Origin of the sequence: Clostridium sp. E02, assembly GCF_003833015.1 — a bacterium.
In the GTDB taxonomy this organism is placed as follows: Bacteria; Bacillota; Clostridia; order Lachnospirales; family Lachnospiraceae; genus Lacrimispora.
The window spans coordinates 20556-43967 of the sequence record NZ_RJLQ01000009.1 but is presented as its reverse complement, the minus strand read 5'-3'; the positions used below and the strand labels follow the sequence as shown (position 1 = coordinate 43967).

Here is a 23412-nt window from a genome sequence, read left to right as displayed (position 1 = left end):
GTATGATAGCCATATACAAAATTTAGTATAACACATGGAATCAATAGAAAGGATAAAAAATGTCTAAATATTTCAACGTTACTGATACCATTTATCATATTACCAATCACTTTCCGGAGACCATTGACTTATTTGCTGCCAATGGTTTTGAGAATTTAAAGAATCAAGCCATGCGAGAAACTCTAGGGAAATCCATTCGTCTGGGAACAGCCTTAACCATGAAAAAAATAAACCAGGAACTTTTCATTGAAAAGCTGAATGATTTAATTGAGCAAAATAAAAGCAACGAATCGAAAGCTCATACACAAGCTGCTTCGGGCAGCAAAGAGGCCATTCGTGTGGAAGGAGTTCTCCCCTGCCCTGTCCGTCTTCCATTAATGGAGAAATTTGAATCCTTTTTGGAATCAAAAAAGGACACGTTTGATTTTGAAACAGAGTATCATTTAAAATCCGCCAATTTAGGACTTGATGATATAAAAGAGAGAATTCTGTCTGCAAACGGAAATCCAGATCTCATTTCCGATTTATATCTATCTGCCGGATTTGATTTGTTCTTTGATCAGGAACTGATTGGACAGTATCAGGATCTAGGTGTTTTTGAAGATCTATCTGGTCTTGAAAAACTAAACTCTGATCTTGACAATGAAGCAATCTCTTTAAAGGACCCCAAAAAACAGTATGCGATCATCGGCATCGTTCCAGCCGTTTTTATGGTTAATAGTAACGCATTGGGGGATCGTCCATTTCCAGAGAGCTGGGAAGACTTAATGAAGCCAGAATTTGAAAACAGCATAAACTTACCTATGAAGGATCTGGATCTATTTAACGCATTTTTACTCCATATCCACCGCTTTTATGGAGAAGAAGGGGTTCATAAGATGGGAAAAGCACTTTTACAAAGCATGCATCCAGCACAAATGGTAAAATCTCATGCAGCAAAGAATGGGAATCCGGTTCCCGCAATCACAGTTGCTCCATATTTCTTTGCAAGTATGGCAGACGAGAAAAGCCCAATGCGTGCGGTTTGGCCGAAAGATGGAGCCATTATTAGTCCTATATTTCTACTTGCAAAATCCAAAAACAAGGAGAAAGTAAAGCCATTTGTTGATTTCCTTTATTCCAAAGAAATCGGGGATGTACTTTCCTCCAACGGCAAATTCCCATCTACAAACCCTGTGGTTGATAACCGATTGTCTCCTGATCAGAAGTTTATGTGGTTAGGCTGGGACTATATCCACAGTAACGACATCGGAGAACTTATTAAAACAATCGAAGAGCAGTTTTTCAATGCTGCAAAAAAGGAGCTGTCATGAATCTAATTATCTTTTCGGGCCCGCCTTCGTCAGGAAAAACATCTGTTATATTAAAAGCCAGCCAGGCTTTTCAGCAAAGGAATATAAAAGTTGGTGTCGTGAAATTTGACTGTCTTTATACCGATGATGATGTTGCCTATGAAAAAGCTGGAATACCCGTCAAAAAAGGGCTCTCCGGTGCCTTATGCCCCGATCACTTCTTTGCTTCTAATATTGAAGAAGTGGTAAACTGGGGAAACGAAAATAAACTGGATCTGCTGATTACAGAATCCGCTGGACTATGTAATCGCTGCTCTCCTTATTTAAAAGAAATCAAAGGAGTTTGTGTCATAGATAACCTTTCTGGAATCAATACGCCGAAAAAAATTGGCCCCATGTTAAAAAATGCAGATTTTGTTATTATCACCAAAGGCGATATTGTTTCACAGGCAGAACGGGAAGTATTTGCTTCCTGCGTAAGTTCTGTCAATCCCCGTGCAGTTACGATGCATGTAAACGGTCTTACTGGACAAGGTGCTTATGAACTGGCATCCCTTTTATACGATGAAGATCAGAATATTGAAACAGTAAAAGGAATGCGCCTGCGGTTTCCCATGCCCTCTGCTCTTTGCTCGTATTGTCTAGGTGAAACCAGAATCGGAGAAGATTATCAGATGGGAAATGTGAAAAAAATGGAATTGGGGGCTGATAAAAAATGACACACACAAGTTTAAAGAAATTGTTAGAAGAATATCCCTTTGCTGCCGAATATCTGGAACAAAACAAGCTTAATATAAACGGATATGAAGACCAAACATTAGACGAATACTTAAATCACTTTACCGAAGAGGAACTAGAAGAACTGGCGTTAGATAAAGATAAAGTGTTATCAGACCTGCCTGTCTATATTGAACAGATGTGCTCCTTTCTTGGCTTAGAAAAGGAGAATCAGGTACGCTCTTTAACCATTCTTGCCGGGCATGATAAATCCGGGAATCCTGAGGGGTTTGAAGCACTTACCGCAAACACATCGCAGATAATATCTATCGTTGGGCCAACCGGATCTGGGAAAAGCCGTCTTTTAGCAGACATTGAATGGGCTGCCCAAAATGATACTCCCACTGGACGAACCATACGCATCAATGGAGAAACCCCAGATAAAAAGTGGCGTTTTTCCTCCAATAACAAACTGGTGGCACAGCTATCGCAAAACATGAATTTTGTTATGGATCTTACCGTTAAGGAATTTCTAAACATGCATGCCAAAAGCCGTCTCGTCGAAGATCCCGATTCGGTAACAACCCGTATCCTTGAAGCCGCCAATCATCTAGCTGGGGAAGCCTTTGAACTTACGACTCCGGTCACCAGTTTAAGCGGCGGGCAGTCACGAGCGCTTATGATTGCGGACACTGCCATATTAAGCTCGTCTCCGATTGTATTGATTGATGAAATTGAGAATGCCGGTATTGATCGCAAAAAAGCACTGGATTTACTGGTGACGTCTGATAAAATTGTACTAATGGCAACCCATGATCCTCTTCTGGCCTTGATGGCAGATAAACGGATAATTATTAAGAATGGTGGAATCCACAAAATAATAGACACCAGCAAAGAAGAAAAAAAACTGCTGGTCAAATTGGAAGAGTTGGATTCTATTATACAAACTGCAAGGCAGAATCTCCGTATGGGAAACGAGCTTTCTCTGGATGAATTGACGAAAAAAGGGCTTAAATAAGGCCCTTTTTTCTATGAGTCAAAATGATAAAATTTCACCAACACTGGTTCTGAATCTAAAATTTTACGCATTATGTTTATAGAAAAGGAAATTCACACTTGCAATTCATACTAAATTAGTATAGTATTAAAATTGAAAGACAAGTTAGCAAATACTAACCATTAATCCCTTTTGAAAAGAGGGTAAGGAGGTTGTTTATTATGAATCATACATTATTAGAAATTAAAGATTTGAGTGTTTCTGTAGAAGAAAAGACCATACTCACTGGTATTAACCTAACCATAAAACAGGGAGAACTACACGTACTGATGGGACAAAACGGAACAGGAAAATCCACATTGGTCTCTTCTATTATGGGAGATCCGAAGTATACCATAAAAAAGGGACAGTTACTCCTGGACGGAAAAGACATGACCGAAGATTCTGCTGATGCCAGAGCCAGAGCCGGAATTTTTCTATCCTTCCAGGCACCAGAGGAAATACCAGGAATTACACTAGAAGACTTTCTTCGTACCGCTCGTGGATCCTTGGATCAGAAGTCCCCTAAAATCCTGAAATTCAGGAAAGAACTAAAGGAACAGATGAAAGCTCTGGATATGGACCCATCCTATGCTCAACGTTATCTAAATGTTGGCTTCTCTGGAGGAGAAAAGAAAAAGGCAGAAATCCTGCAGCTACTTATGCTCAACCCAAAACTTGCACTTCTTGATGAAACAGATTCTGGTCTGGATGTAGACGCTGTCCGTACCGTTACCGAAGGAATCAAAGCCTATCGCAACCGGAAAAACGGTCTTCTAATTATTACACACAATGCTAAAATTTTAAATGGCCTTGACGTAGATCAGGTCCATGTTTTGGAAGGCGGAAGCATTGCATATACCGGTGGAAAGGAATTGATCGAACAGATTACACAGACTGGTTTTTCCACTTTGGATAAGGAGGGACTCAGATGAATGAACTTAATCCCCAAAAAACACATATAGACGAAATTGATCGAAGTATTTATGACATCAAAGATCAGTCCGATCCCACCACTCTGGTGGATTTAGGACTTACCGCTGAAATTATTGAGAAAATATCTCATGAAAAACAAGACCCTGAATGGATGCGTCTTTTCCGTCATAAAGCATTAAAAACATACAACGAAATTCCGCTCCCTTCCTGGGGACCTCCCCTTAACGATCTTGATATCGCTAATATCGTTACATATGTCCGTCCAAAAACAAATATGAAAGCAAAATGGTCGGATGTCCCTGACGATATCAAAAATACATTTGAACGGTTGGGAATTCCTAAAGCCGAGAGAAAATCTCTTGCAGGAGTGGGGGCCCAATACGACTCCGAAGTCGTGTATCATAATGTACGAAGAGAGGTAGAGGCCAGAGGCGTTGTTTATACCGATATGGAAAGTGCATTGACTGGTCCCTATTCCGATATGGTTCGCAGTCACTTTATGAAACTGGTTCCACCAACAGACCATAAATTTGCAGCACTACACGGAGCTGTATGGTCTGGAGGGTCTTTTGTATACGTCCCTCCCGGTGTCTCTGTTGAAATTCCGCTGCAGTCCTATTTCCGTCTAAACGCTCCAGGCGCCGGTCAGTTTGAGCATACCCTTATTATTGTAGATGAAGGTGCTTATCTTCACTTCATTGAGGGATGTTCTGCCCCCAGGTATAATGTAGCGAATCTTCATGCTGGATGTGTGGAATTATTTGTGGGAAAAAATGCAAGACTTCGATATTCCACCATTGAGAACTGGTCCAAAAACATGTACAACTTAAATACAAAGCGAGCGAAAGTTGAAGAGGGAGGTACCGTGGAGTGGATTTCTGGATCTTTCGGTTCCCATACTTCTTATTTGTATCCTATGAGCATCTTAAAAGGGAAACATTCCAGAATGGAATTTACAGGGATTACCTTTGCAGGAGAAGGACAGAACTTAGACACAGGTGCCAAGGTCCTTCATGCTGCACCAGATACCACCTCTCACATCTCCACCAAGTCTATCTCCAGAGATGGAGGTGTTTCCACATTTCGAAGTGCAGTAACGGTTGCCCCCAATGCAGTCGGCAGCAAATCTTCTGTCTCCTGTGAATCATTGATGCTAGACAGCATTTCAAGATCCGACACCATACCAGTGATGGATATTCAATGTGATCAGGTGGATGTGGGGCACGAGGCAAAAATTGGACGAATCAGTGAATCAGCCATCTTCTATATGATGAGCAGGGGGATTTCAGAGGAAGACGCTCGTGCCTTGATTGTCGGTGGGTTTGCAGAGCCAATCGCAAAGGAACTTCCCTTAGAATATGCCGTAGAAATGAACAATTTAATCCATCTTGAAATGAAAGGCAGCATCGGCTGAAAGGAGGAACCTATATGAATACACAAATTAACCGTCTTCCGGTTCCAACTTGGAATCGTACTGGCGTTAACTGGATCGATGGAGATGCATCCCTTCCCCAAAGGAAACTGGAGAAAGGAAAGAAAGAACCCTTTCATGCCACTCTCCCACCACATGTCACTCTTATGGAACAGCTTCCGGAAGATATTTTGGCGATCAAAAGCGCTATGGGAGATCCTATTGATAAATTTGTTCTTTCAGGGGCAGATAAAACCTGTTACCTAAGAGCGGAAGGAGAAACACCAGAATCAGTAACCATAATACAAAATTTAGACGAAACAGAACCTGTCTGCCGGACACACTTTGGGATCGAAGCAAGGGAAGGGAGCCAAATTACAGTCATTCAGGTCAACCGGGGCGATGCAGAAAACGGCATTCTTGCTAACCTCACGCAGATTGATGCAAAGAAAGACGCTAAGGTTCGCTTAATTCAGATTCAACTGCTAGGGGATAAAAGTCAGGGATTTGATGCGGTTGGTGCTCGGATTGGGAAAGGCGCAAAGGTAGAACTAATTCGTGCAATAATTGGAGGAAAAACATCAGCCAGCGGTTCCTATGCCTATCTAGATGATACAGACGGGATCTATGAATTAAGCACTGCTTACTATGCGGATAAAGATCAAATTTTTGATTTTAATGATATCGCGAAGCATGTTGGTACGAATACCGTAAGCAACATGAATGCTGCAGGGATTTTAGGAGGAAACAGTAAAAAAATCCTAAGAGGAACCATTGATTTTAGAAACGGTGCAGTCCATTCCCGTGGTCATGAAAATGAAACCGTTCTCCTGTTAAGTCCTAAGGCAAGAAACCGAACCGTTCCTTTGATCCTTTGTGGCGAAGAATCGGTGGAAGGACAGCATGCGGCTACACTAGGACGTTTTGATGAGAAACAGCTCTATTACCTCTGCTCCAGAGGGCTAAGTCCTTTACAGGCCAAACGAATGCTGGTAGAAGCCCGTTTTTCACCCGTTCTTAACCAGTTGGAAAATGAAGAACTGCGCAGTGAGATCCTTTTAATCATAGAAAGGAGGCTGAATCAATATGACAATAATCCGAGATGATTTTCCAAACCTTAATGTACTGGAAAACGGAAAAAGACTGGTCTATCTGGATAACGCAGCTACGACATTTAAGCCCCTTTCTGTATTGAAGGCCGTGGATGACTATTATCGTTTCGACAATGCAAATCCACACAGAGGGGTATATGAGTTGGGTGTTAGAGCCACCAATGCCCAGGAAGATGCCCGGCAAACCGTTGCCAGATTTATCAATGCCAATCCAGAAGAAATTATTTTTACTCAAAATACTACAGAAGGACTCAATCTCCTTGCATACAGTTATGGAATGGAATTTTTAAAAGAAGGGGATGAAATTGTTCTTTCGGTGGCCGAACACCACAGCAATCTAGTCCCTTGGCAAAGAGTTGCCAAACAGACGGGAGCCAGGCTTGTCTATCTCTATCCAGATTCAGATGGTGCTCTAAAAGAGGAGGAATTAGACAAGAAAATCACAACTCGTACTAAAATCATCACCATTGCTCATATCTCCAATGTACTGGGCATAAAAGCTCCCGTTGCTTCCATTGTGAAACGGGCACATAAGGTATCCGCGGTTGTTATACTAGACTGTGCTCAGAGCATTCCCCATATCCCAGTGAATGTCAAAGAACTGGATGTGGATTTCGCCGCTTTTTCTGGGCACAAACTGTATGCTCCAATGGGTATCGGAGTGCTATACGGACGAAAAGAACTTTTGGAAAAAATGCCTCCTTTTCTAAGTGGAGGGGATATGATTGCAAGTGTTAAAGAACAAACTGCTTCCTATGCCGAAATTCCACGCAAATTTGAAGCCGGAACCAGAAACGTAGGGGGAGAAGTTGGTCTGGCTGCTGCCATTCGGTATTTAGACTCCATTGGTTTTAATGAAATCCAAGCCCACGAGCAAAAATTAATGAATCGGTTACAAAACGGACTTTTAACCATTCCCCATATCACAGTATTCGGGGATTTAAAAAACCAAGAAAGATACGGAGTCATCTCCTTCCAAGTAGACGGGGTCCATCCCCATGATACCGCAACCATTCTGGATTCTGATGGCATTGCAGTTCGTGCCGGACATCACTGCGCACAGCCCTTAATGGAATACTTAGGAATTACTGCCTGTGTCCGTGCCAGTCTGGCAATCTATAATACGGAGGAAGACGTTGACATATTTTTAAACAGCTTAAAGCAGGTCAGGAGGTGGCTTTTTGGATCTTAATTCTTTATATAACCAAATCATTGTTGAAAACAGCAGAGCCTGTGAACATCGTCATAAAGTAGAAGGCGCAACGGATGCCTTAGAAGGTGTTAATCCTAGTTGTGGGGATGACATTGTTCTAGAAGTTCGGATCAATCAAGGAAGGATTGAGGAGGCGGGTTTCACCGGAGAAGGATGTGCCATCTCTCAGGCTTCCACTTCCTTAATGATTGATTTAATCAGAGGGAAAACTGTTTTGGAAGCTCAAGCCCTTTTAGAAACCTTTCTTGGAATGATAAAAGGTGATATCTCAGACGAGGATCAACTAGAACCGCTGGAAGATGCAGTTGCTTTGCAGGGAATCTCCCATATGCCAGGACGGGTGAAATGTGCCGTTCTAGCCTGGCACACGTTAAAAAATATACTGGAGAATCCCCAGTCATAAAAGGACAGACAACGCAAAATGCCTCATCCCGTTTTATCTGGAGATGAGGCATGATACGTTGTCTGTTTTTTTTAAATTCCGTTTGGAGAATTTCTCGACGATTTTAAGAAGCAATTCCACTACTTTTTCCAGGGACTGAACTGGAATGAATTCGAATTTACCATGGTAATTATAACCGCCGGTACATAGGTTGGGGCAAGGAAGTCCTTCATAGGAAAGTCGGGCACCATCCGTTCCTCCACGAATTGGAGTCACCAGAGGTTCAATCCCAATCTCTTCCATGGACTCTTTTGCAATATCAATCAAGTACATATGCGGTTCAATCTTTTCCTTCATGTTATAATAACTATCTTTTAATGCAAGTTCTACTGTTTTGTCACGATAACGCTGGTTTAAATACTCTGCTACACGAGTAATAATCTCTTTTTTTTCTTCAAACTTTTCTTTGCTATGATCCCGGATAATATAATTCAAGTGAGCTTCTTCCACGGTTCCACTCATACCATCCAGGTGAAAGAAACCTTCATACCCTTCTGTATACATCGGATTTTCCGCCACTGGAAGCATACTCTGAAATTCCATCGCAATGAGCAAAGCGTTTTTCATCCTTCCCTTGGAAGATCCTGGGTGAATGCTTGAGCCATTAATCTGTACTTTTGCAGATGCTGCGTTAAAGTTTTCATATTCCAGCTCTCCAAGTCCTCCTCCATCGACTGTATAGGCAACATCTGCACCAAATCCCTTTACATCGAAAAAGTCAGCACCTCGTCCCACCTCTTCGTCTGGTGTAAATCCGATGCGTATGGTTCCATGGGGGATTTCTGGATGGGATAGCAAATATTCAGCCATAGTCATGATTTCAGCGACCCCAGCTTTGTCATCGGCTCCCAGCAAAGTAGTTCCGTCCGTGGTGACTAAATCCTGTCCCTTATATTTTAAAAGATCTGGAAAATCGCTTGGTTTTAAAAGCAGCCCTGTTTCCTTGTTTAAAAGGATATCGCCGCCGTCATAGTTTTTTATGATCTGAGGTTTCACATAAGTCCCTGAAAAGGCTGGAGACGTATCCATATGGGCTACCAACCCAAGAACAGGACCTTTTTTATCTATGGTCGCAGGAATGGTTGCATACACATAACTATGCTCGTCCACTGTTACCTCTTGTGCGTGCATCTGCTTTAATTCTAATGCCAGTTCGTTGGCAAGAATTCTTTGTTTTTCCGTGCTGGGCACCGCTTCTACATCATCCTTTGACTGTGTGTCAAAAGAAACATACTTTAAAAAATGACTTAAAACATCTGACATGGTATCATCGCCTCATTTCTATAAAATTAATCCTATATTTATGAATCTTATCCTTATCAAGTATCTAAATAGTATACTCCAAAAGAATAATTCAATTCCTTATTATACCATATCCCTTTTTTTCTGTCTATGGACAGGGAACGATGAAAACCTATGTCTATCAACCGAGTATGTTAAAGCCTGACTGGAAAGATTATTTACTTTCTGCTTCCAGCTGGGCGATCTTTTCCTGAAACTGAGGAAGATACTTCTTGTGAGCCACTAATAGCTCATCAAGAATCGTCCCTGCTATATTCCCGCTTGGAACCAGCGGATTTAGTGTAAATGCCTGTAGGGCAGTCCCATAGTCCCCGTTGACTGCTGCTTTTATGGTAGTCAGCTCCATATCCTTCATCAGCTGCAGCAAGCCTCTGGTAGAGGAATCAAAGCCGCCCCAGGAGATGGGAACAGGACCGCCTGCTGTAATAATACTGCTGACTTCAACAACTACATCATCCGGCAGATCGGAGATGGCACCGTTGTTTCTGGTACTCACAACCATGGTTGTCTTCTTGTCGTTATAAATGGAGGCAATCAGCTCACAGGCCGCATCGGAATAGAATGCTCCTCCCCGCTTTTCAAGCTGGACTGGTTTACTATTTAAGTCAGGGTCTTTATAAAGTTCAAAAAGCTCTGCTTCCGTTTTCTTTACAAGCTCCGCTCTGGTTTCCCCTTTTGCAAACGCCTCCAGTTCTTCCTTCAGCATATCATCTGTAATATAATAGTATCGGTGATACATACAAGGAATGATTCCAAGATTACGGATCTGGTCTGATAAAAAAGCGATATTGGGGATATTCTGCACGCCAGAGCTTTTCAGTCCCTGCATGGCATTTTTAAGACCATCTGGCTTTGTGTATACAGACTCAAGAACCTCTCCTGTTTTTTCTATACCCTCATGATTCCACACTCTGTGCCAATGGAAGTGGTTTAAGCCTCCAAACCGGAAAAACAAGTCTTCTTCCTTTTCCTTTAAGGCACCTGCTGCAATCTTTCTGCACATGATAGGAACATTGCACAGTCCCACTACCTTATTCCATTTGCCGTAACGCATTACCGCTTCCGTTACCATACCGGACGGATTGGTAAAGTTTACAAGCCAGGCATCGGGACAAAGCTCCTTCATATCTTCCACAATTTCCAGAATGACTGGAACTGTACGCAGTGCCTTAAGCATACCGCCTGCACCGTTGGTCTCCTGACCGATCACGCCATGTGATAAAGGAATCCGTTCATCCTTAATCCGTGCCTCCAAAAGTCCTACCCGAAACTGAGTGGAAACAAAATCTGCATCCTTTAAAGCCGCTCTCCGATCCAGAGTTAAATGTACTTCCCAGTCAAGACCTGCCGCTTTCACCATCCGCTTTGCAAGGTTCCCTACAATTTCCAGCTTCTCTCTTCCTTCTTCAATATCCACCAGCCAGATCTCCCCGATGGGAAGCTGACCCTTTCGCTTAATAAATCCTTCTATTAATTCGGGGGTATAACTGGACCCGCCACCAATGGTTACTATTTTAATTTTCTCTTTCATCTACTTACCTCCTGGTATTTGATAGAAAAAGCATACTCCAAAAAACATTGAAAGGGAACGAATTCGCCTTCTTTGGGCACAATCAATGATGTTTTGGCATTTGTACCATAAAAAAAACAGAGTGTTTTATCCCTGTTTCTTTTCCATAGTCAGCCTTGCTAAGGCTTCCACAATATAAACTGCCGGAATCTGAGAAGTGATATCAACCTTCATCTCATCCGTCTCTTTTCTCTCTTTTTGAATGTAGTAGGAAATGTTGTAGTCTGAAATTCTAGCCAGAGTGCTGTTCCTGCTGTTTGTAATAGATACCAGAGTGCTGCTACTTTCCTTTAGAATAGAAGAATTTTCTATCAGAAGATTCGTCTCCCCCTCCACAGACAAAACAATTATGATGCTTTCCTCCGGGAATTCCAGATTAATCGGAAACATGGGACCGTTAATCCCCGTGGAAAAGATTCCAATATTGCAGAAATAGCGGCTTGCGTACTCAGCCATAATCCCCGAATTACCAGTACCAATAAATATAATCTGCCGTTTGCCTGCAATCACTCCGGCGATTGTGTCCAGCTGTTTTTGAAAGGTCTCCGTATTGACCCGTTCCAAAAAATCCGTGATGGAAGATAAATCATATCTTTTTTTCACAGACACTTTCTTTTCCTTCTCCAGCTTAAACCGCACCTTAAATTCGGAAAAACCGCTGCACATGACTTTTCTGCTGAACCGGGTAATGGTAGTGGTGGACACATGAGCTTCCTTCGCCACCTCCCGGATCGTCATATACGGTATTTTCTCACTGTTTTTTAATATATAATTATAAACCTCGTAGTCCAGTTCCCCAAATTGTTCCATCACCTGACAGGAAAACAATGTCATTGCCATTCACCTCTTAGAAATCCTTTGTTCACCGATTTGCTAGTTCTCTGGTAATATCTTCCCATGAAATCCCTTTCTGAGCCATTAGCACCATCATATGGTATAGAAAATCAGATATCTCGTATTTAACTTCTTCAGAATTTGGATTTTTTGCTGCGATCACAATTTCTGTCGCCTCTTCTCCTAGCTTCTTCAGAATTTTATCAATGCCTTTATCAAAAAGGTAATTGGTATAGGAACCTTCTTTTGGGTTTTCCTTTCGGTCCTGGATCACAGAAAAGACTTCTAGAAATACCTTTAAAGGATTGGATTCCTGGTACTCTTTCTTAACCAGTTCCTGAAAAAAGCAACTTTTTGCTCCTGTATGACACGCAGCTCCAACTTGATTTACTTTTGCAAGCAGTGTGTCATTGTCACAATCCAGAGACAAGGACTTTACATACTGATGATGCCCAGAGGTTTCTCCTTTGATCCAGAGACACTTCCTACTTCTGCTATAATACGTCATCAATCCGGTTTTTATAGTTTCATTGAATGCCTCTTCATTCATATAGGCAAGCATTAATACCTCCCCTGTACGGTAATCCTGAGTGATTACTGGAATGAGTCCCCGTTCATTCAACTGAAATTCAGAAAAATTTACAGAACTTTCAAAGGTATCTACTCCAATCCCCTGTGCTTTTAATTCCTGCTTCCAATTCATACAGCTTGTTTTTTCATCAAAGATACCAATAATCCCTGCGACATTCTCTTTTTTAAATACCGATAGAAGCAAACCATTGTCTTTCATTTGGCCCATAATCAGAAATGGCTGACTACAAGAGGATACCGCATCCAGTTCCTTCTCTTTAAGCACCTCACCACCTAGAATCATAACCGTTGCTCCAAGCTGTGAGTACTCTTTTGTTTGGGCAAGATAAGAAATACCAGGAAGATAAGCATAAATCTTATCATCACCAAAACGATCGGATGCTTCTTTCATAATATCCACATTTTCATCTAAGTTAACGGTAAGAAAGGTGGCTTTTGCTCCTGTATACAAATACTTTTTCACATCTTCCAGTCGTTTGACTCTTCCACCAGCAAGAAAAGCAATATCAGAGGTCCGCCCAATCTCCTTCATCAGACCGATGGTTTTTTCATGATCCTCCTCTGTTTCCGAAAGATCATATAACAATAGTTCATCGGCACCACTATCTCCGTAAAAAGCAGCAAGAGATAACAATGACTCCTCATAATAGGTGGTAAAGTCGTCTAGTCTGACCGCTTTGCCTTCCTTGATTCCAAAGCCAGCTATTATTTTTTTATAATTCATGGATTCTCCCTCCCATAGTTCTTACCTTCAAATGTATTAATTGCCTCAGAAAGATCAATCTTATCTTCGTAAAGAGCTTTTCCAATAATTGCACCCTTAACACCCGCTTCATCAAGCTGTCTTAAATCTTCCACTGAGGACATTCCTCCAGAAGCAATGACATCAAGACTTGTCTCAAGGGTCAGCATTCTTGTATATGCGACATTGGGTCCGCTTAACATTCCATCTCTCGCTATATCTGTATAAACAACATGACGGATTCCATATTCCTTCAATTGGAGGCATAGATCCAAGGCTGTTATGCTGCTTACTTTCTCCCAGCCATCGACTGCTGCCATGCCATTTTTTGCGTCTACGCCTACCACAATTCTTTCCGCTCCGAATCTTTTTACCACGTCCCTGATAAACAAGGGCTGTTCCACCGCCTTTGTTCCAATAATTACCCGGGAAATTCCAAGAGAAAGCATGGACTCAATTCCCTCTACGCTTCGAATCCCTCCCCCTATTTGTATGGGAATGGTAACTGTTTCTGCAATTTTTTGAATCACCGGCCGATTCACCGAATGACCGGCCTTGGCTCCGTCTAAATCAACCAGATGGAGATAGGTAGCTCCCTTCGACTGCCAGAGTGCGGCAATTTCTTCCGGTTGTTTGGAATACACCGTAATGTCTTTGAATTCCCCTTGCCTTAAACGGACGCATTGTCCATCTTTTAAATCAATCGCTGGATAGAGCTGCATATGGTTTCTCCTTTACAATATTCCTTTGGTCGATAAAACTCCGGTGATTCTTAAATCTCTTAACACCGCTTCACTAAGAGCTTTTGCAAATGCCTTAAATGTCCCTTCCAGAATATGGTGGTTATTCTCACCTGCTAGTTTTTTGATATGAATGTTCATTTCTCCTGCATAAGATAGGGCATAAAAGAACTCCTTGCACATTTCGGTTTCAAAATCACCCACGCGCTCCGCTGACAAGGAAACGTCATAACCGAGATACGGTCTGCCGGATAAATCAATTGCACAAAGAATTAACGCATCATCCATAGGCAGAATCATATTGCCATAGCGCCGGATGGATTGCTTGTCTCCCAGGGCTTCTTTGATTGCCGTTCCTAAGACAATTCCCGTGTCTTCTATGGTATGATGCGTATCTACATCCAGATCCCCGATCACGTCTAATTCAAGATCAAAGAATCCATGACGAGCGAAGCTGGTTAACATATGGTCAAAAAATCCGATTCCTGTGTTTACCTTTGCGTTTCCACTTCCGTCGAGATCTAATTTTAACTGAATTTTGGTTTCTTTGGTGTTTCTTACTATATCTGCGCTACGTCCCATCTTATTCCTCTTTTCTCTCTATTATTCTGAAAAACGTACCTTCACAGAATTCGCATGAGCCGTTAACTGCTCCGCCTGTGCAAACGTTTCAATGTCCTCATGTACTTTCATCAAAGCATCTTTGGAATAATAGACAATGCTTGATTTTTTGATAAAATCATCCACACTGAGAGCCGAGAAAAAGCGAGCAGTACCATTGGTAGGAAGAACATGGTTGGGACCTGCAAAATAATCACCCAATGGTTCTGAACTGTATTCACCGAGAAATATGGCACCTGCATTTCGAATTTTAGTCATATCTTCAAATGGATTTTTTGTCACGATTTCTAAATGCTCCGGAGCGATTTCATTGACCACTTCGATGGCAACCTTCATCGAATCTACAACTAGAAGATAGCCATAATGAGTCAGAGATTTTTTTATAATTTGAGAACGGGATAATTCATCGACAAATGCCTCTGCTTCTTTTGAAACTTTTTCAGCCAATTCCATACTGGTAGTCACTAAAATCGCAGAAGCTAGTTCGTCATGTTCTGCCTGAGATAAGAGATCCGCAGCCACGAAACGAGGATTGGCACTTTCGTCTGCAAGAACCAGGATTTCACTGGGACCTGCGATACTATCAATACTGGTATGCCCATAAACCGCTTTCTTTGCCAAAGCTACAAAGATATTACCGGGTCCTACAATCTTATCAACCCGTGGAATGGATTCCGTACCAAATGCAAGTGCGGCAATCGCCTGCGCTCCACCCACCTTATAGACTTCAGTGACACCAGCAAGATGCGCCGCCGCTAACGTAACCGGATTGACTGTTCCATCCACTCCCGGAGGCGTCACCATAACGATCTCATCTACCCCAGCAACCTCCGCAGGTATAATGTTCATAAGAACCGAAGACGGATAGGCAGCTTTCCCTCCGGGAACATAAACCCCCACCCGTTCAAGAGACGTTACCTTCTGTCCAAGTATGGTACCATCTGGTTTGCTGTCAAACCAACTATACTGTCTCTGCTTTTCGTGGAAAGTCCGGATGTTTTTCATAGATTTTTTCATAACCGTAAGAAGTGCCTCATCCACCTGATTAAGTGCTTCTTTTATTTCCTCATCCGTCACCCGGAGGGTATCTTTATTTAGATCTGCTTTGTCAAATTCCTTGGTATAACGAAATACAGCGGAGTCCCCATCTGCCTTAACACAATTCACAATTTTTTGAACTGCATCCGCATAATCCGTGTATTGATTGGGATCTCGTTTTAACAAATCAGAAAGAATGTTTTTCTTGGATGTCTCCTCTAGTTTTACAATTCTCATTGGTTCTCCTCCTGCAGCAAAAGTCTTAAATCCATGATTAGTTTCGTGATCCTATCATTCTCCCGCTTCATACTGATTTGATTGACTACCATACAGGCAGACAGAGGGCAAATTTCTTCTAAAACGGTTAGTCCGTTCTCTCTTAACGTAGAACCTGTCTCCACAATATCCACAATGACCTCAGAGAGTCCTACAATGGGTGCCAGTTCTATGGAACCATTCAATTTAATAATTTCCACCGTTTGATGTTTTTTATTATAAAAATAATCCTTGGCTATCTCTGGATATTTGGTCGCCACACGAATTCTTTCATGATGTTTTAGATACTTTTTTGCAGAGGGAGGACCGCATACGCACATGCGGCATCTGCCTATTCCCAGGTCCATTACTTCATAAAGCTTTCTTCCTTCTTCCAGAATAGTATCTTTTCCCACCACCCCTATATCAGCAGCTCCATATTCCACGTAGGTAGGCACGTCACTTGCTTTTGCAAGGAAAAACTTAAAGCCCAGTTTATCATTGGTAAATATAAGTTTTCTGGAATCTTTTTCTTTCATCTCTTCACATGTGATACCAATCCGTTCAAACATCCTTAAAGTCTGATTCGCCAATCGTCCTTTTGCCAGTGCAAATGTTAAATATCTCATGGATTCCCCCCCGTTTCTTGTAAATACTCCGATAACGGCAGTTCATCTGTAGTTCCAAGCAAAAGATTGATTGCCGTGACCTTATTTCCAGTATTATCCAAATAAAGCAGATTCTTTAAATTCCTATGTATGGCATACTCTCCATAGGAATCCACCGATCGATCCGGTATCTTTGTCTGGAGTTCAACCGCTTCATTATAGTGGCGAAAATGACCTGCAAGGGCAATTGCCTGATCTCTGGATTCTGGTTCATAGAGAATGATAGTATGAGCCATAGACACTTCAGTCTCAATATTTTGTCTATTAAGTGCAAGTAACAAATCATCAACAGAAATTCCAAATCCAACGGCAGGAGCATCTTTTCCAAACTGCTTTAAAAGTCCATCATATCTGCCTCCATTTACAATATAATCCCCAGTTCCATACGTATAGGCCTTAAAGATAATTCCGGTGTAATACTGGTACTGGCTAATCATCCCCAGATCATAAGAAACGTAATCCTCTACGCCGTAACACTGTAAAATCCGGTGGACTTCTAAAAGTCGTTCAATGGCTCGATGCGCTCTTTGATTATTGGTCAGGTCTTTCGCCGCCTGAATCTGTTCTAGTGAACCAAACAGCTCCGGCAGTTTTAAAAACACCTGCTTTAGCTCTTCTGATATCGATTGAGCCGTTACCAGTTCTTCCACACCAGAGAAATTTTTATTCTCAATTAACTCCTTGAGTGCTTCTTCCATCTCCCCATCCATACCGGCTTCTTCTAACAACCCTTTAAAGAAATCCACCTCGCCAAGTTCAATCTGGAACTCTGTAAGGCCTGCTGCTTTTAATGCTTCAATTGTCATAACAAGAATTTCTGCATCCCCTTCCGGGGAATCATCTCCAATTAACTCACTTCCAGTCTGGCTGACTTCTTTTAATCTCCCCTGATAGCTGGAATGATTGATAAAAGTTCTTTCCATATAGCAAAGGCGAATGGGCATGGCTTCATCTAGAAAATATTTTGCTGCACATCTGGCAATGGCTGGAGTTACATCTGGCCGCAATACCAAAGTATGATTATCCCGGTCGAAAAATTTAAACATCTCTTTCGCCTTTACACTTCCCTTTGATTCATTAAAGATATCAAAAAATTCAAAAGTGGGGGTTTCTATGTCCTGATAACCAAACAAATGGAATATTTTCAACATTTTATCCTGCACAATCAATTTTCTAGTACATTCCGCTCCATAAATATCCCGGACTCCATCCGGTGTATGTAATTGTTTATTTGCCATAACTACCTCCGTCCTTAAAAGGGTTTACTCTCTTCCTAAAACTTTCCTCATCCACTTTCTAAAGGTAAAGTGATAATTCGATAGCACGATAACGTGTAGTTAATTATAGGCGAGAAATCGGATCTTGTCAATCTCTTCGTTCTAAATCTTTTTGAACCAGCTCAAGATAATGAACGAGTATATCTCTGTGACTTTTAACCAGCCATGATTTATCTATTTCGTCATAAGTAAAGCTTTTGCGCCCTCCATCTTTCATCCTTTGAAAAAAAGCCCTGATCTGATCAAAAGGCAGATAATAGACTTCGTTTTTTTGCGTATAGGATAAAAGAATAAAAGAAATGCCTCCCTGTGTTTCAAATGCGTCCATAAAAGCAACCTGATGATCATGGATGTTTTGCAAAGGAAATGTATTCGTCTGACATTCCTTTGCATCAAAACATACAGGTATCCCCTGCACGGCACCGATAAAATCCACCGTACTTTTCTGATCAAAATATGCCATGGTAATGTGGCGGCTGGTTTTATCGATGGCAATGGGAGTAATCGGAGTTGGAATTTTCTGAATCAAAGCCAACCCCTTTTCCCGATAGCTTTCGTTGCTGCGGTTAATCAACTCTTCTAAAGTTGAACCTCGCAGCCCTCTCGTTTTCCATGTTCCCATATCCCCCTACTTCCTCCATTCTGCACATACATTCGAAAATGATTTTGGCAATGGTGCATAAAAGGTTTTACCAGACAGATAGGTAAGGGGGTGCGGCAGATCAGGAAATACGATCTGAAACGAATGAAGGAGCTGTGAGTGGATAGAAAACCGCTTTTTTGCCTCTTCATTGACGGACGGATCCCCATATTTATAATCTCCAACAATTGGATGCCCGATAGAAGCAAGGTGGGCTCTGATCTGGTGTGTCCGGCCAGTTACTAAAGTCACATTTAATAACGTGTAACCCTCAAAATAACCCTTTGCTTCATACTCTGTTATAATCGGTACACTGCCTGGTAATTCATTGGTATAAACCGTTACTTGATTCGTGGACTCGTCTTTTAATAAAAAACCTCGAATGACCTGTTTTTCTAATACCTTTCCCTTTACCACACACTGATAATATTTGTGTATGCTTCTGTCCTTAAATACCGCAGACATCACCTGAAGTCCTTTCAGAGATTTTCCTCCCACCACAAGACCACTGGTATTCCGATCCAGGCGGTTGCAGATAGAGGGACGAAAACTCCTTAACTGTTCTTTCTTTAACTGTCCTCTCGTAATTAGATTGTCTATCATATATTCGACAAGGGACTCATCGGTGTCTTTTGCTTTCTGGGATAGCATACCAGCCGGCTTATTTAGCAAAATGATATGATCATCCTCATAAATAATGTCTAAGCTCACCTTCTTCACAACAGGTATCTTTATTTCGGAAAATTTAGCTATTGTTTCATCGGAAAGAAATAGTTTAATCTCATCCCCTTGAACCAGCCTTTCCGAACCATCGCATTTTTTCCCATTTAATACAATGTTCTTTTTTCTCATCATCTTGTAGAGAAAACTTTTTCCTGCAAGGTTTAAATATTTTATAAGCAGCTTATCCATACGTTGTCCTGCTTCGTTGTTGGATACAATCAATGACTGCATGATATTTCCTTTCTATTTCTGCCCTCTATATGGACAGACTTTTTAACAAACTTACCGTTTGATCCAAATTGCTGCTTCCTTCATCCCATGCATCTGTCTTTAGGGAACGGATCCGATTAAAAAAGATTTTTTCGTCCAAAAAGATTTTTATTTCTCGATCCAACTTATGACGCAGTAACATCTGGGTCAGGAAACGTTCTGCTTTTACCGTATCTGTCTTTTTGTAAGCGCAATAGGCATAAATTCCAGTTTCATGAATCACAACTGCCTCAAGAGGGATTACTTGCTCTTTAGATGTAAGAACCAGGTCATATAAAAACTCTCCCCGATTGTTAAAAGCAGTGACTTGGTTATAAAAATCCTTCGATGAGGTGCGGTACTTAAAAGCAGCCAATATAGGAACCGCTATATTGGCAACCGGAAGAACGGAAAGTACCGCCATAACGGTTAAAATGTTTTTTGCCGAATCGTTGTTTGTAAATTCACGAAGCAGTAACTGAATAGCAATCAGAAAAGCACCGATGATAATCTTAATCAGCTCTTTGTTTCTATGGTAGTCCCGGTATCCATACTGTCCCTTGGTATATCGTTTCACTTTTGTATCCTTCTTCCCGCATCAGTAGTGTTTATTCGGTTTTCATAAGTCCAATTACAAATTGTAAAAGCAACGTATGAGGCAATAGCTTGGTTATAAATCGAAACGCCTTCATCGTTGATCCGTATACCGAAACCGGACGTCCCATCATACTGTCACGAATGGCCAGGCGAACTACCTTTTTGGGATCCGCCATGAGAATTTTTTTATAGAGGGATATGTGCCCCGTAGTCTCTGCGATCTTAAAAAATTCCGTTCTCACCGGTCCAGGACATACTGCTGTTACATAGATCCCCTTTGGTTTCAGCTCTTCATTCAATGCTCTGCTATAACTTAAAACAAAGGATTTTGAGGCTGCGTAAATGGCAAAATCCGGCTGGGGTAAAAAGGAAGCCGCCGATGAGAATTGAATGATCCTGCTGTTCTTTGACATGTACGGAAGCACCAAATGGGTCATTGCAACCAATCCTCTATTATTTAAATCCACCATTCCCATCTCGTCTTCTAAATTGACGGACCCTACTGCACCTATTTTTCCATATCCTGCTGCATTGATTAACCATTTCACTTCCGGTTTTTCCTGAGACAATGTTTCCTGTAACTTCAACAGTTTGTTTTTATCCGTTAAGTCTATGGCAAAGGACCGCACCTTTACTGGAACCAACGGAGATAATTCCTCGATCCTCTCTTTTCTTCGAGCAATCGCCCAAATCTCTTCGATTCCACTAAAACGATCCGCAATCTGAAGAACGAATTCCCTTCCCAATCCAGAAGAAGCACCTGTTACAATCGCAATTTTCATATTCGATCCCTTCTTTTTTTTGATTTTTTATTTTTTCACTGATTTTTTGTGGACATTCCGTATGGTTTTTTTCTTATGCGTCCGTTTCTCTGCCGGGGTATCGGAATAGGTTCCACTCTTATACATTTTACCCTCTTTGGAGTTCGTAAAACCAGGTTTTGCTCCATTTCTCGGTCGTATCAGACATTTTTTCTCAAACCCAATCAAATCGGGGCGTCCAGCCTTTAAAAGAGCCTCTAAAACCAAATCATAATTTTTCGGATTGCGATATTGAATCAAAGCTCTCTGCATTGCTTTCTCATGAGGATTAGTCGGTACATAAACCTTCTCCATGGTTCTTGGATCATATCCAGTATAATACATACAAGTGGATATGGTAGATGGAGTAGGATAGAAATCCTGAACCTGCTCCGGCATATAGCCAAGATCTCTTAAATATTCCGCCAGCTCAATGGCTTCTTTTAATCCAGAACCTGGGTGGGAGGACATTAAGTAAGGAACCAAATACTGCTTTTTCCCCAAACGTCCGTTCATTTCATTGTATTCCTTTACAAACTGTCTGTAAATCTTATTCTGGGGTTTTCCCATCTTTGTAAGTACGTTATCCGCCACATGCTCTGGTGCCACCTTTAACTGGCCACTTACATGAAACTCACAAAGTTCTTTTAAAAATTTGCCTCCCTTATCCGCAAGAACATAATCAAACCGGATTCCGGAACGGATAAATACTTTCTTCACTTTTGGAAGGTTGCGTAATTTTCTTAATAATTGAATATAATCCGTATGATCTGCACGTAAATTTTTACACGGTTCTGGGAATAGACACTGTTTATTTGGACAGGCACCTTTTCCGATCTGTTTTTCACATGCTGGTGAACGAAAGTCTGCGGTAGGGCCACCTACGTCATGAATATATCCTTTAAAATCAGGCTCCTCGATCAGCCATTTGGCCTCTTCAATCAGAGAATCATGGCTTCTAGCCTGTATGATTCGTCCCTGATGAAACGTAAGTGCACAAAAACTGCAAGCTCCAAAGCACCCCCGGTTGCTGATTAAACTAAATTTTATCTCCCGAATCGCCGGTACTCCTCCCAGCTCCTCATAAGACGGATGGTAATTTCTCATATAGGGAAGCGCATACACTTCATCCATCTCGTCCATAGTAAGAGGCTTTGAAGGGGGATTTTGAACAACATATAAATGTTCATTGTACGGTTCCACCAAACGTTTTCCCAAATAAGGATCCGTATTGTTATACTGGACAAAGTAACTTTTGGCATATTCCATACGATCTTTTTTCATACTTTCGTAAGATGGAAGGGTTGTTGCATCATAGACGGAGTCTAAACTGGTGGTCTTAAATACAGTCCCATCAATAAACGTAATATCTTTAATATCGATCCCGCTCTTAAGCGCATCTGCAATCTCTATGATTGATTTTTCTCCCATACCATAAGAAATCAAATCCGCCTGAGAGTCAATCAGGATGGAATGTTTTAATCGATCCGACCAGTAATCATAATGAGCAAATCGTCTTAAGCTTGCCTCAATGCCGCCAATAATAATCGGTGCTTTCTTATAGACAGAACGAATCAAGTTACAGTATACCGTAGTCGCATAATCCGGACGCTTGCCCATGATCCCTCCTGGTGTATAGGAATCCTGCTTTCTTCGTTTCTTTGAAACCGAATAATGATTCACCATGGAATCCATATTTCCGCCAGAAACCAGAAAACCAAGTTTCGGTTCTCCTAAAATCTGAATACTTTTTGGATCTTTCCAGTCCGGCTGGGCGATAATCCCAACCTTATATCCGTGAGCTTCTAACAGACGGCTGATAATTGCATGTCCAAAGGAAGGATGATCCACATAGGCATCTCCATTCACATAAATAAAATCACATTGTTTCCATCCCCGGATCTTCATATCCGTCCGGCTGATGGGAAGAAAATCGTGTATCATGATATCGCTCCGTTCCCGTTTAATAACTGATAATAATCATAGATGAAATAATCTGCCAGTTCTCTCTTTTCCGTTTCTCTCTCTCTAGAGAATTCGTCATCAATGGCACAAACCGTCATGCCAGCTCTTTTTCCTGCTAGAATTCCAGCAGGGACATCTTCAAATACCAGACACTGTTCCGGAGATACCGATAGTTCATTTGCAACTTTTAAATAAATATCAGGGGCAGGTTTTCCTGCGGGCACCTCACAAGATGTGGCAATTACTTGAAAGTATTTTCCGATTTGCAGGGCTTCAATCACCCCTTCCACCATCTCTCTTCCATTGCTAGTTGCAATTCCTGCCTTTATTCCTTGATCGGACAAATAAGTCAGGAATTCGCCAACTCCTGGCTTTAGAGGAACTTCGCACTTGTATTTATCCAGTGCCATGCTGGTCCAGATCTTCTTTATCTCATCCAGGGATTCTGTTAGCTTAAAGCGTTCCTTAAAATAAAATGCAGTTTCTGTAAAACTCATTCCTTCAATATCTATCTGTACATCCTCTGGACAATCCAGCCCTCTATCACCCAAAAACTGTATATCAATGGTTTTCCACATCCACATGGAATCCACTAGTGTTCCATCTAAATCAAAAATCACCGCTTTTTTCTTATTTAGCAT

Annotated in this window: 23 protein-coding genes; 8 read left to right on the top strand and 15 right to left on the bottom strand. The window is 41.5% G+C overall.

Annotated elements, in window-relative coordinates; all coding sequences use genetic code 11:
- Positions 1-59: 59 nt before the first annotated feature.
- The 8 genes from EFT72_RS08180 (at position 60) to sufU (ending at position 8120) form a co-directional block, all read left to right on the top strand.
- Complete coding sequence (locus EFT72_RS08180) at positions 60-1313, top strand: ABC transporter substrate-binding protein (RefSeq protein WP_124066427.1); 1254 nt, start codon at positions 60-62, stop codon at positions 1311-1313.
- Entirely contained in the window at positions 1310-2011 is a 702-nt protein-coding gene (locus EFT72_RS08175; protein ID WP_124066426.1) for a GTP-binding protein, read from the top strand. Before EFT72_RS08180 ends, EFT72_RS08175 begins: the two co-directional genes overlap by 4 nt.
- Positions 2008-3027 (top strand): ATP-binding cassette domain-containing protein, encoded by a 1020-nt coding sequence (locus EFT72_RS08170; protein WP_124066425.1) that lies wholly within the window; start codon positions 2008-2010, stop codon positions 3025-3027. Before EFT72_RS08175 ends, EFT72_RS08170 begins: the two co-directional genes overlap by 4 nt.
- 200 nt (positions 3028-3227) lie before the next feature.
- Positions 3228-3980 (top strand): Fe-S cluster assembly ATPase SufC, encoded by a 753-nt coding sequence (gene sufC / locus EFT72_RS08165; protein WP_124066424.1) that lies wholly within the window; start codon positions 3228-3230, stop codon positions 3978-3980.
- Entirely contained in the window at positions 3977-5395 is a 1419-nt protein-coding gene (gene sufB, locus EFT72_RS08160) for a Fe-S cluster assembly protein SufB (protein ID WP_124066423.1), read from the top strand. Before sufC ends, sufB begins: the two co-directional genes overlap by 4 nt.
- Before the next feature lie 14 nt (positions 5396-5409).
- Positions 5410-6498, top strand: coding sequence for a SufD family Fe-S cluster assembly protein (locus tag EFT72_RS08155; RefSeq protein ID WP_124066422.1), 1089 nt, complete (start codon positions 5410-5412; stop codon positions 6496-6498).
- Positions 6479-7696 (top strand): cysteine desulfurase, encoded by a 1218-nt coding sequence (locus EFT72_RS08150; RefSeq protein WP_124066421.1) that lies wholly within the window; start codon positions 6479-6481, stop codon positions 7694-7696. The genes EFT72_RS08155 and EFT72_RS08150 overlap by 20 nt, the downstream gene beginning before the upstream one ends.
- Complete coding sequence (gene sufU, locus EFT72_RS08145) at positions 7686-8120, top strand: Fe-S cluster assembly sulfur transfer protein SufU (protein ID WP_124066420.1); 435 nt, start codon at positions 7686-7688, stop codon at positions 8118-8120. The genes EFT72_RS08150 and sufU overlap by 11 nt, the downstream gene beginning before the upstream one ends.
- 33 nt (positions 8121-8153) lie before the next feature.
- Here the strand turns inward: sufU and pepT are convergent, their stop codons facing one another.
- The 15 genes from pepT to EFT72_RS08070 all read right to left on the bottom strand — a co-directional run bounded on the left by pepT (position 8154) and on the right by EFT72_RS08070 (position 23412).
- Positions 8154-9422 (bottom strand): peptidase T, encoded by a 1269-nt coding sequence (pepT, locus tag EFT72_RS08140; protein ID WP_124066419.1) that lies wholly within the window; start codon positions 9420-9422, stop codon positions 8154-8156.
- 193 nt (positions 9423-9615) lie between these two features.
- Complete coding sequence (locus EFT72_RS08135; RefSeq protein WP_124066418.1) at positions 9616-10992, bottom strand: 6-phospho-beta-glucosidase; 1377 nt, start codon at positions 10990-10992, stop codon at positions 9616-9618.
- 126 nt (positions 10993-11118) lie between these two features.
- Positions 11119-11871, bottom strand: coding sequence for a MurR/RpiR family transcriptional regulator (locus EFT72_RS08130; protein WP_124066417.1), 753 nt, complete (start codon positions 11869-11871; stop codon positions 11119-11121).
- A 22-nt stretch (positions 11872-11893) separates the two neighbouring features.
- Positions 11894-13180, bottom strand: coding sequence for a bifunctional phosphoribosyl-AMP cyclohydrolase/phosphoribosyl-ATP diphosphatase HisIE (gene hisIE / locus EFT72_RS08125; protein WP_124066416.1), 1287 nt, complete (start codon positions 13178-13180; stop codon positions 11894-11896).
- Positions 13177-13920, bottom strand: a complete 744-nt coding sequence (hisA, locus tag EFT72_RS08120; RefSeq protein ID WP_124066415.1) for a 1-(5-phosphoribosyl)-5-[(5-phosphoribosylamino)methylideneamino]imidazole-4-carboxamide isomerase — start codon at positions 13918-13920, stop codon at positions 13177-13179. Before hisA ends, hisIE begins: the two co-directional genes overlap by 4 nt.
- A 12-nt stretch (positions 13921-13932) precedes the next feature.
- Complete coding sequence (hisB, locus tag EFT72_RS08115) at positions 13933-14520, bottom strand: imidazoleglycerol-phosphate dehydratase HisB (protein WP_124066414.1); 588 nt, start codon at positions 14518-14520, stop codon at positions 13933-13935.
- 21 nt (positions 14521-14541) lie between these two features.
- On the bottom strand, positions 14542-15834 hold the full coding sequence (gene hisD / locus EFT72_RS08110) for a histidinol dehydrogenase (RefSeq protein WP_124066413.1): 1293 nt from the start codon (positions 15832-15834) through the stop codon (positions 14542-14544).
- Positions 15831-16481, bottom strand: a complete 651-nt coding sequence (hisG, locus tag EFT72_RS08105) for an ATP phosphoribosyltransferase (RefSeq protein WP_124066412.1) — start codon at positions 16479-16481, stop codon at positions 15831-15833. The genes hisD and hisG overlap by 4 nt, the downstream gene beginning before the upstream one ends.
- Complete coding sequence (gene hisZ / locus EFT72_RS08100) at positions 16478-17758, bottom strand: ATP phosphoribosyltransferase regulatory subunit (RefSeq protein ID WP_124066411.1); 1281 nt, start codon at positions 17756-17758, stop codon at positions 16478-16480. Before hisZ ends, hisG begins: the two co-directional genes overlap by 4 nt.
- A gap of 127 nt (positions 17759-17885) precedes the next feature.
- Positions 17886-18419: a Holliday junction resolvase RecU gene (locus EFT72_RS08095; RefSeq protein WP_124066410.1), complete on the bottom strand. Its 534-nt coding sequence runs from the start codon at positions 18417-18419 to the stop codon at positions 17886-17888.
- A 6-nt stretch (positions 18420-18425) separates the two neighbouring features.
- Complete coding sequence (locus tag EFT72_RS08090) at positions 18426-19391, bottom strand: RluA family pseudouridine synthase (protein ID WP_124066409.1); 966 nt, start codon at positions 19389-19391, stop codon at positions 18426-18428.
- 25 nt (positions 19392-19416) lie between these two features.
- Entirely contained in the window at positions 19417-19986 is a 570-nt protein-coding gene (locus tag EFT72_RS08085; RefSeq protein ID WP_124066408.1) for an O-linked GlcNAc transferase-like protein, read from the bottom strand.
- Positions 19987-20017: 31 nt separating this feature from the next.
- Positions 20018-20788, bottom strand: coding sequence for an SDR family NAD(P)-dependent oxidoreductase (locus EFT72_RS08080; protein ID WP_124066407.1), 771 nt, complete (start codon positions 20786-20788; stop codon positions 20018-20020).
- A gap of 27 nt (positions 20789-20815) precedes the next feature.
- Entirely contained in the window at positions 20816-22750 is a 1935-nt protein-coding gene (locus tag EFT72_RS08075) for a YgiQ family radical SAM protein (RefSeq protein WP_124066406.1), read from the bottom strand.
- The gene (locus EFT72_RS08070; RefSeq protein WP_124066405.1) at positions 22747-23412 is read right to left on the bottom strand and encodes an HAD family phosphatase; all 666 of its coding nucleotides are present in this window, start codon (positions 23410-23412) and stop codon (positions 22747-22749) included. Before EFT72_RS08070 ends, EFT72_RS08075 begins: the two co-directional genes overlap by 4 nt.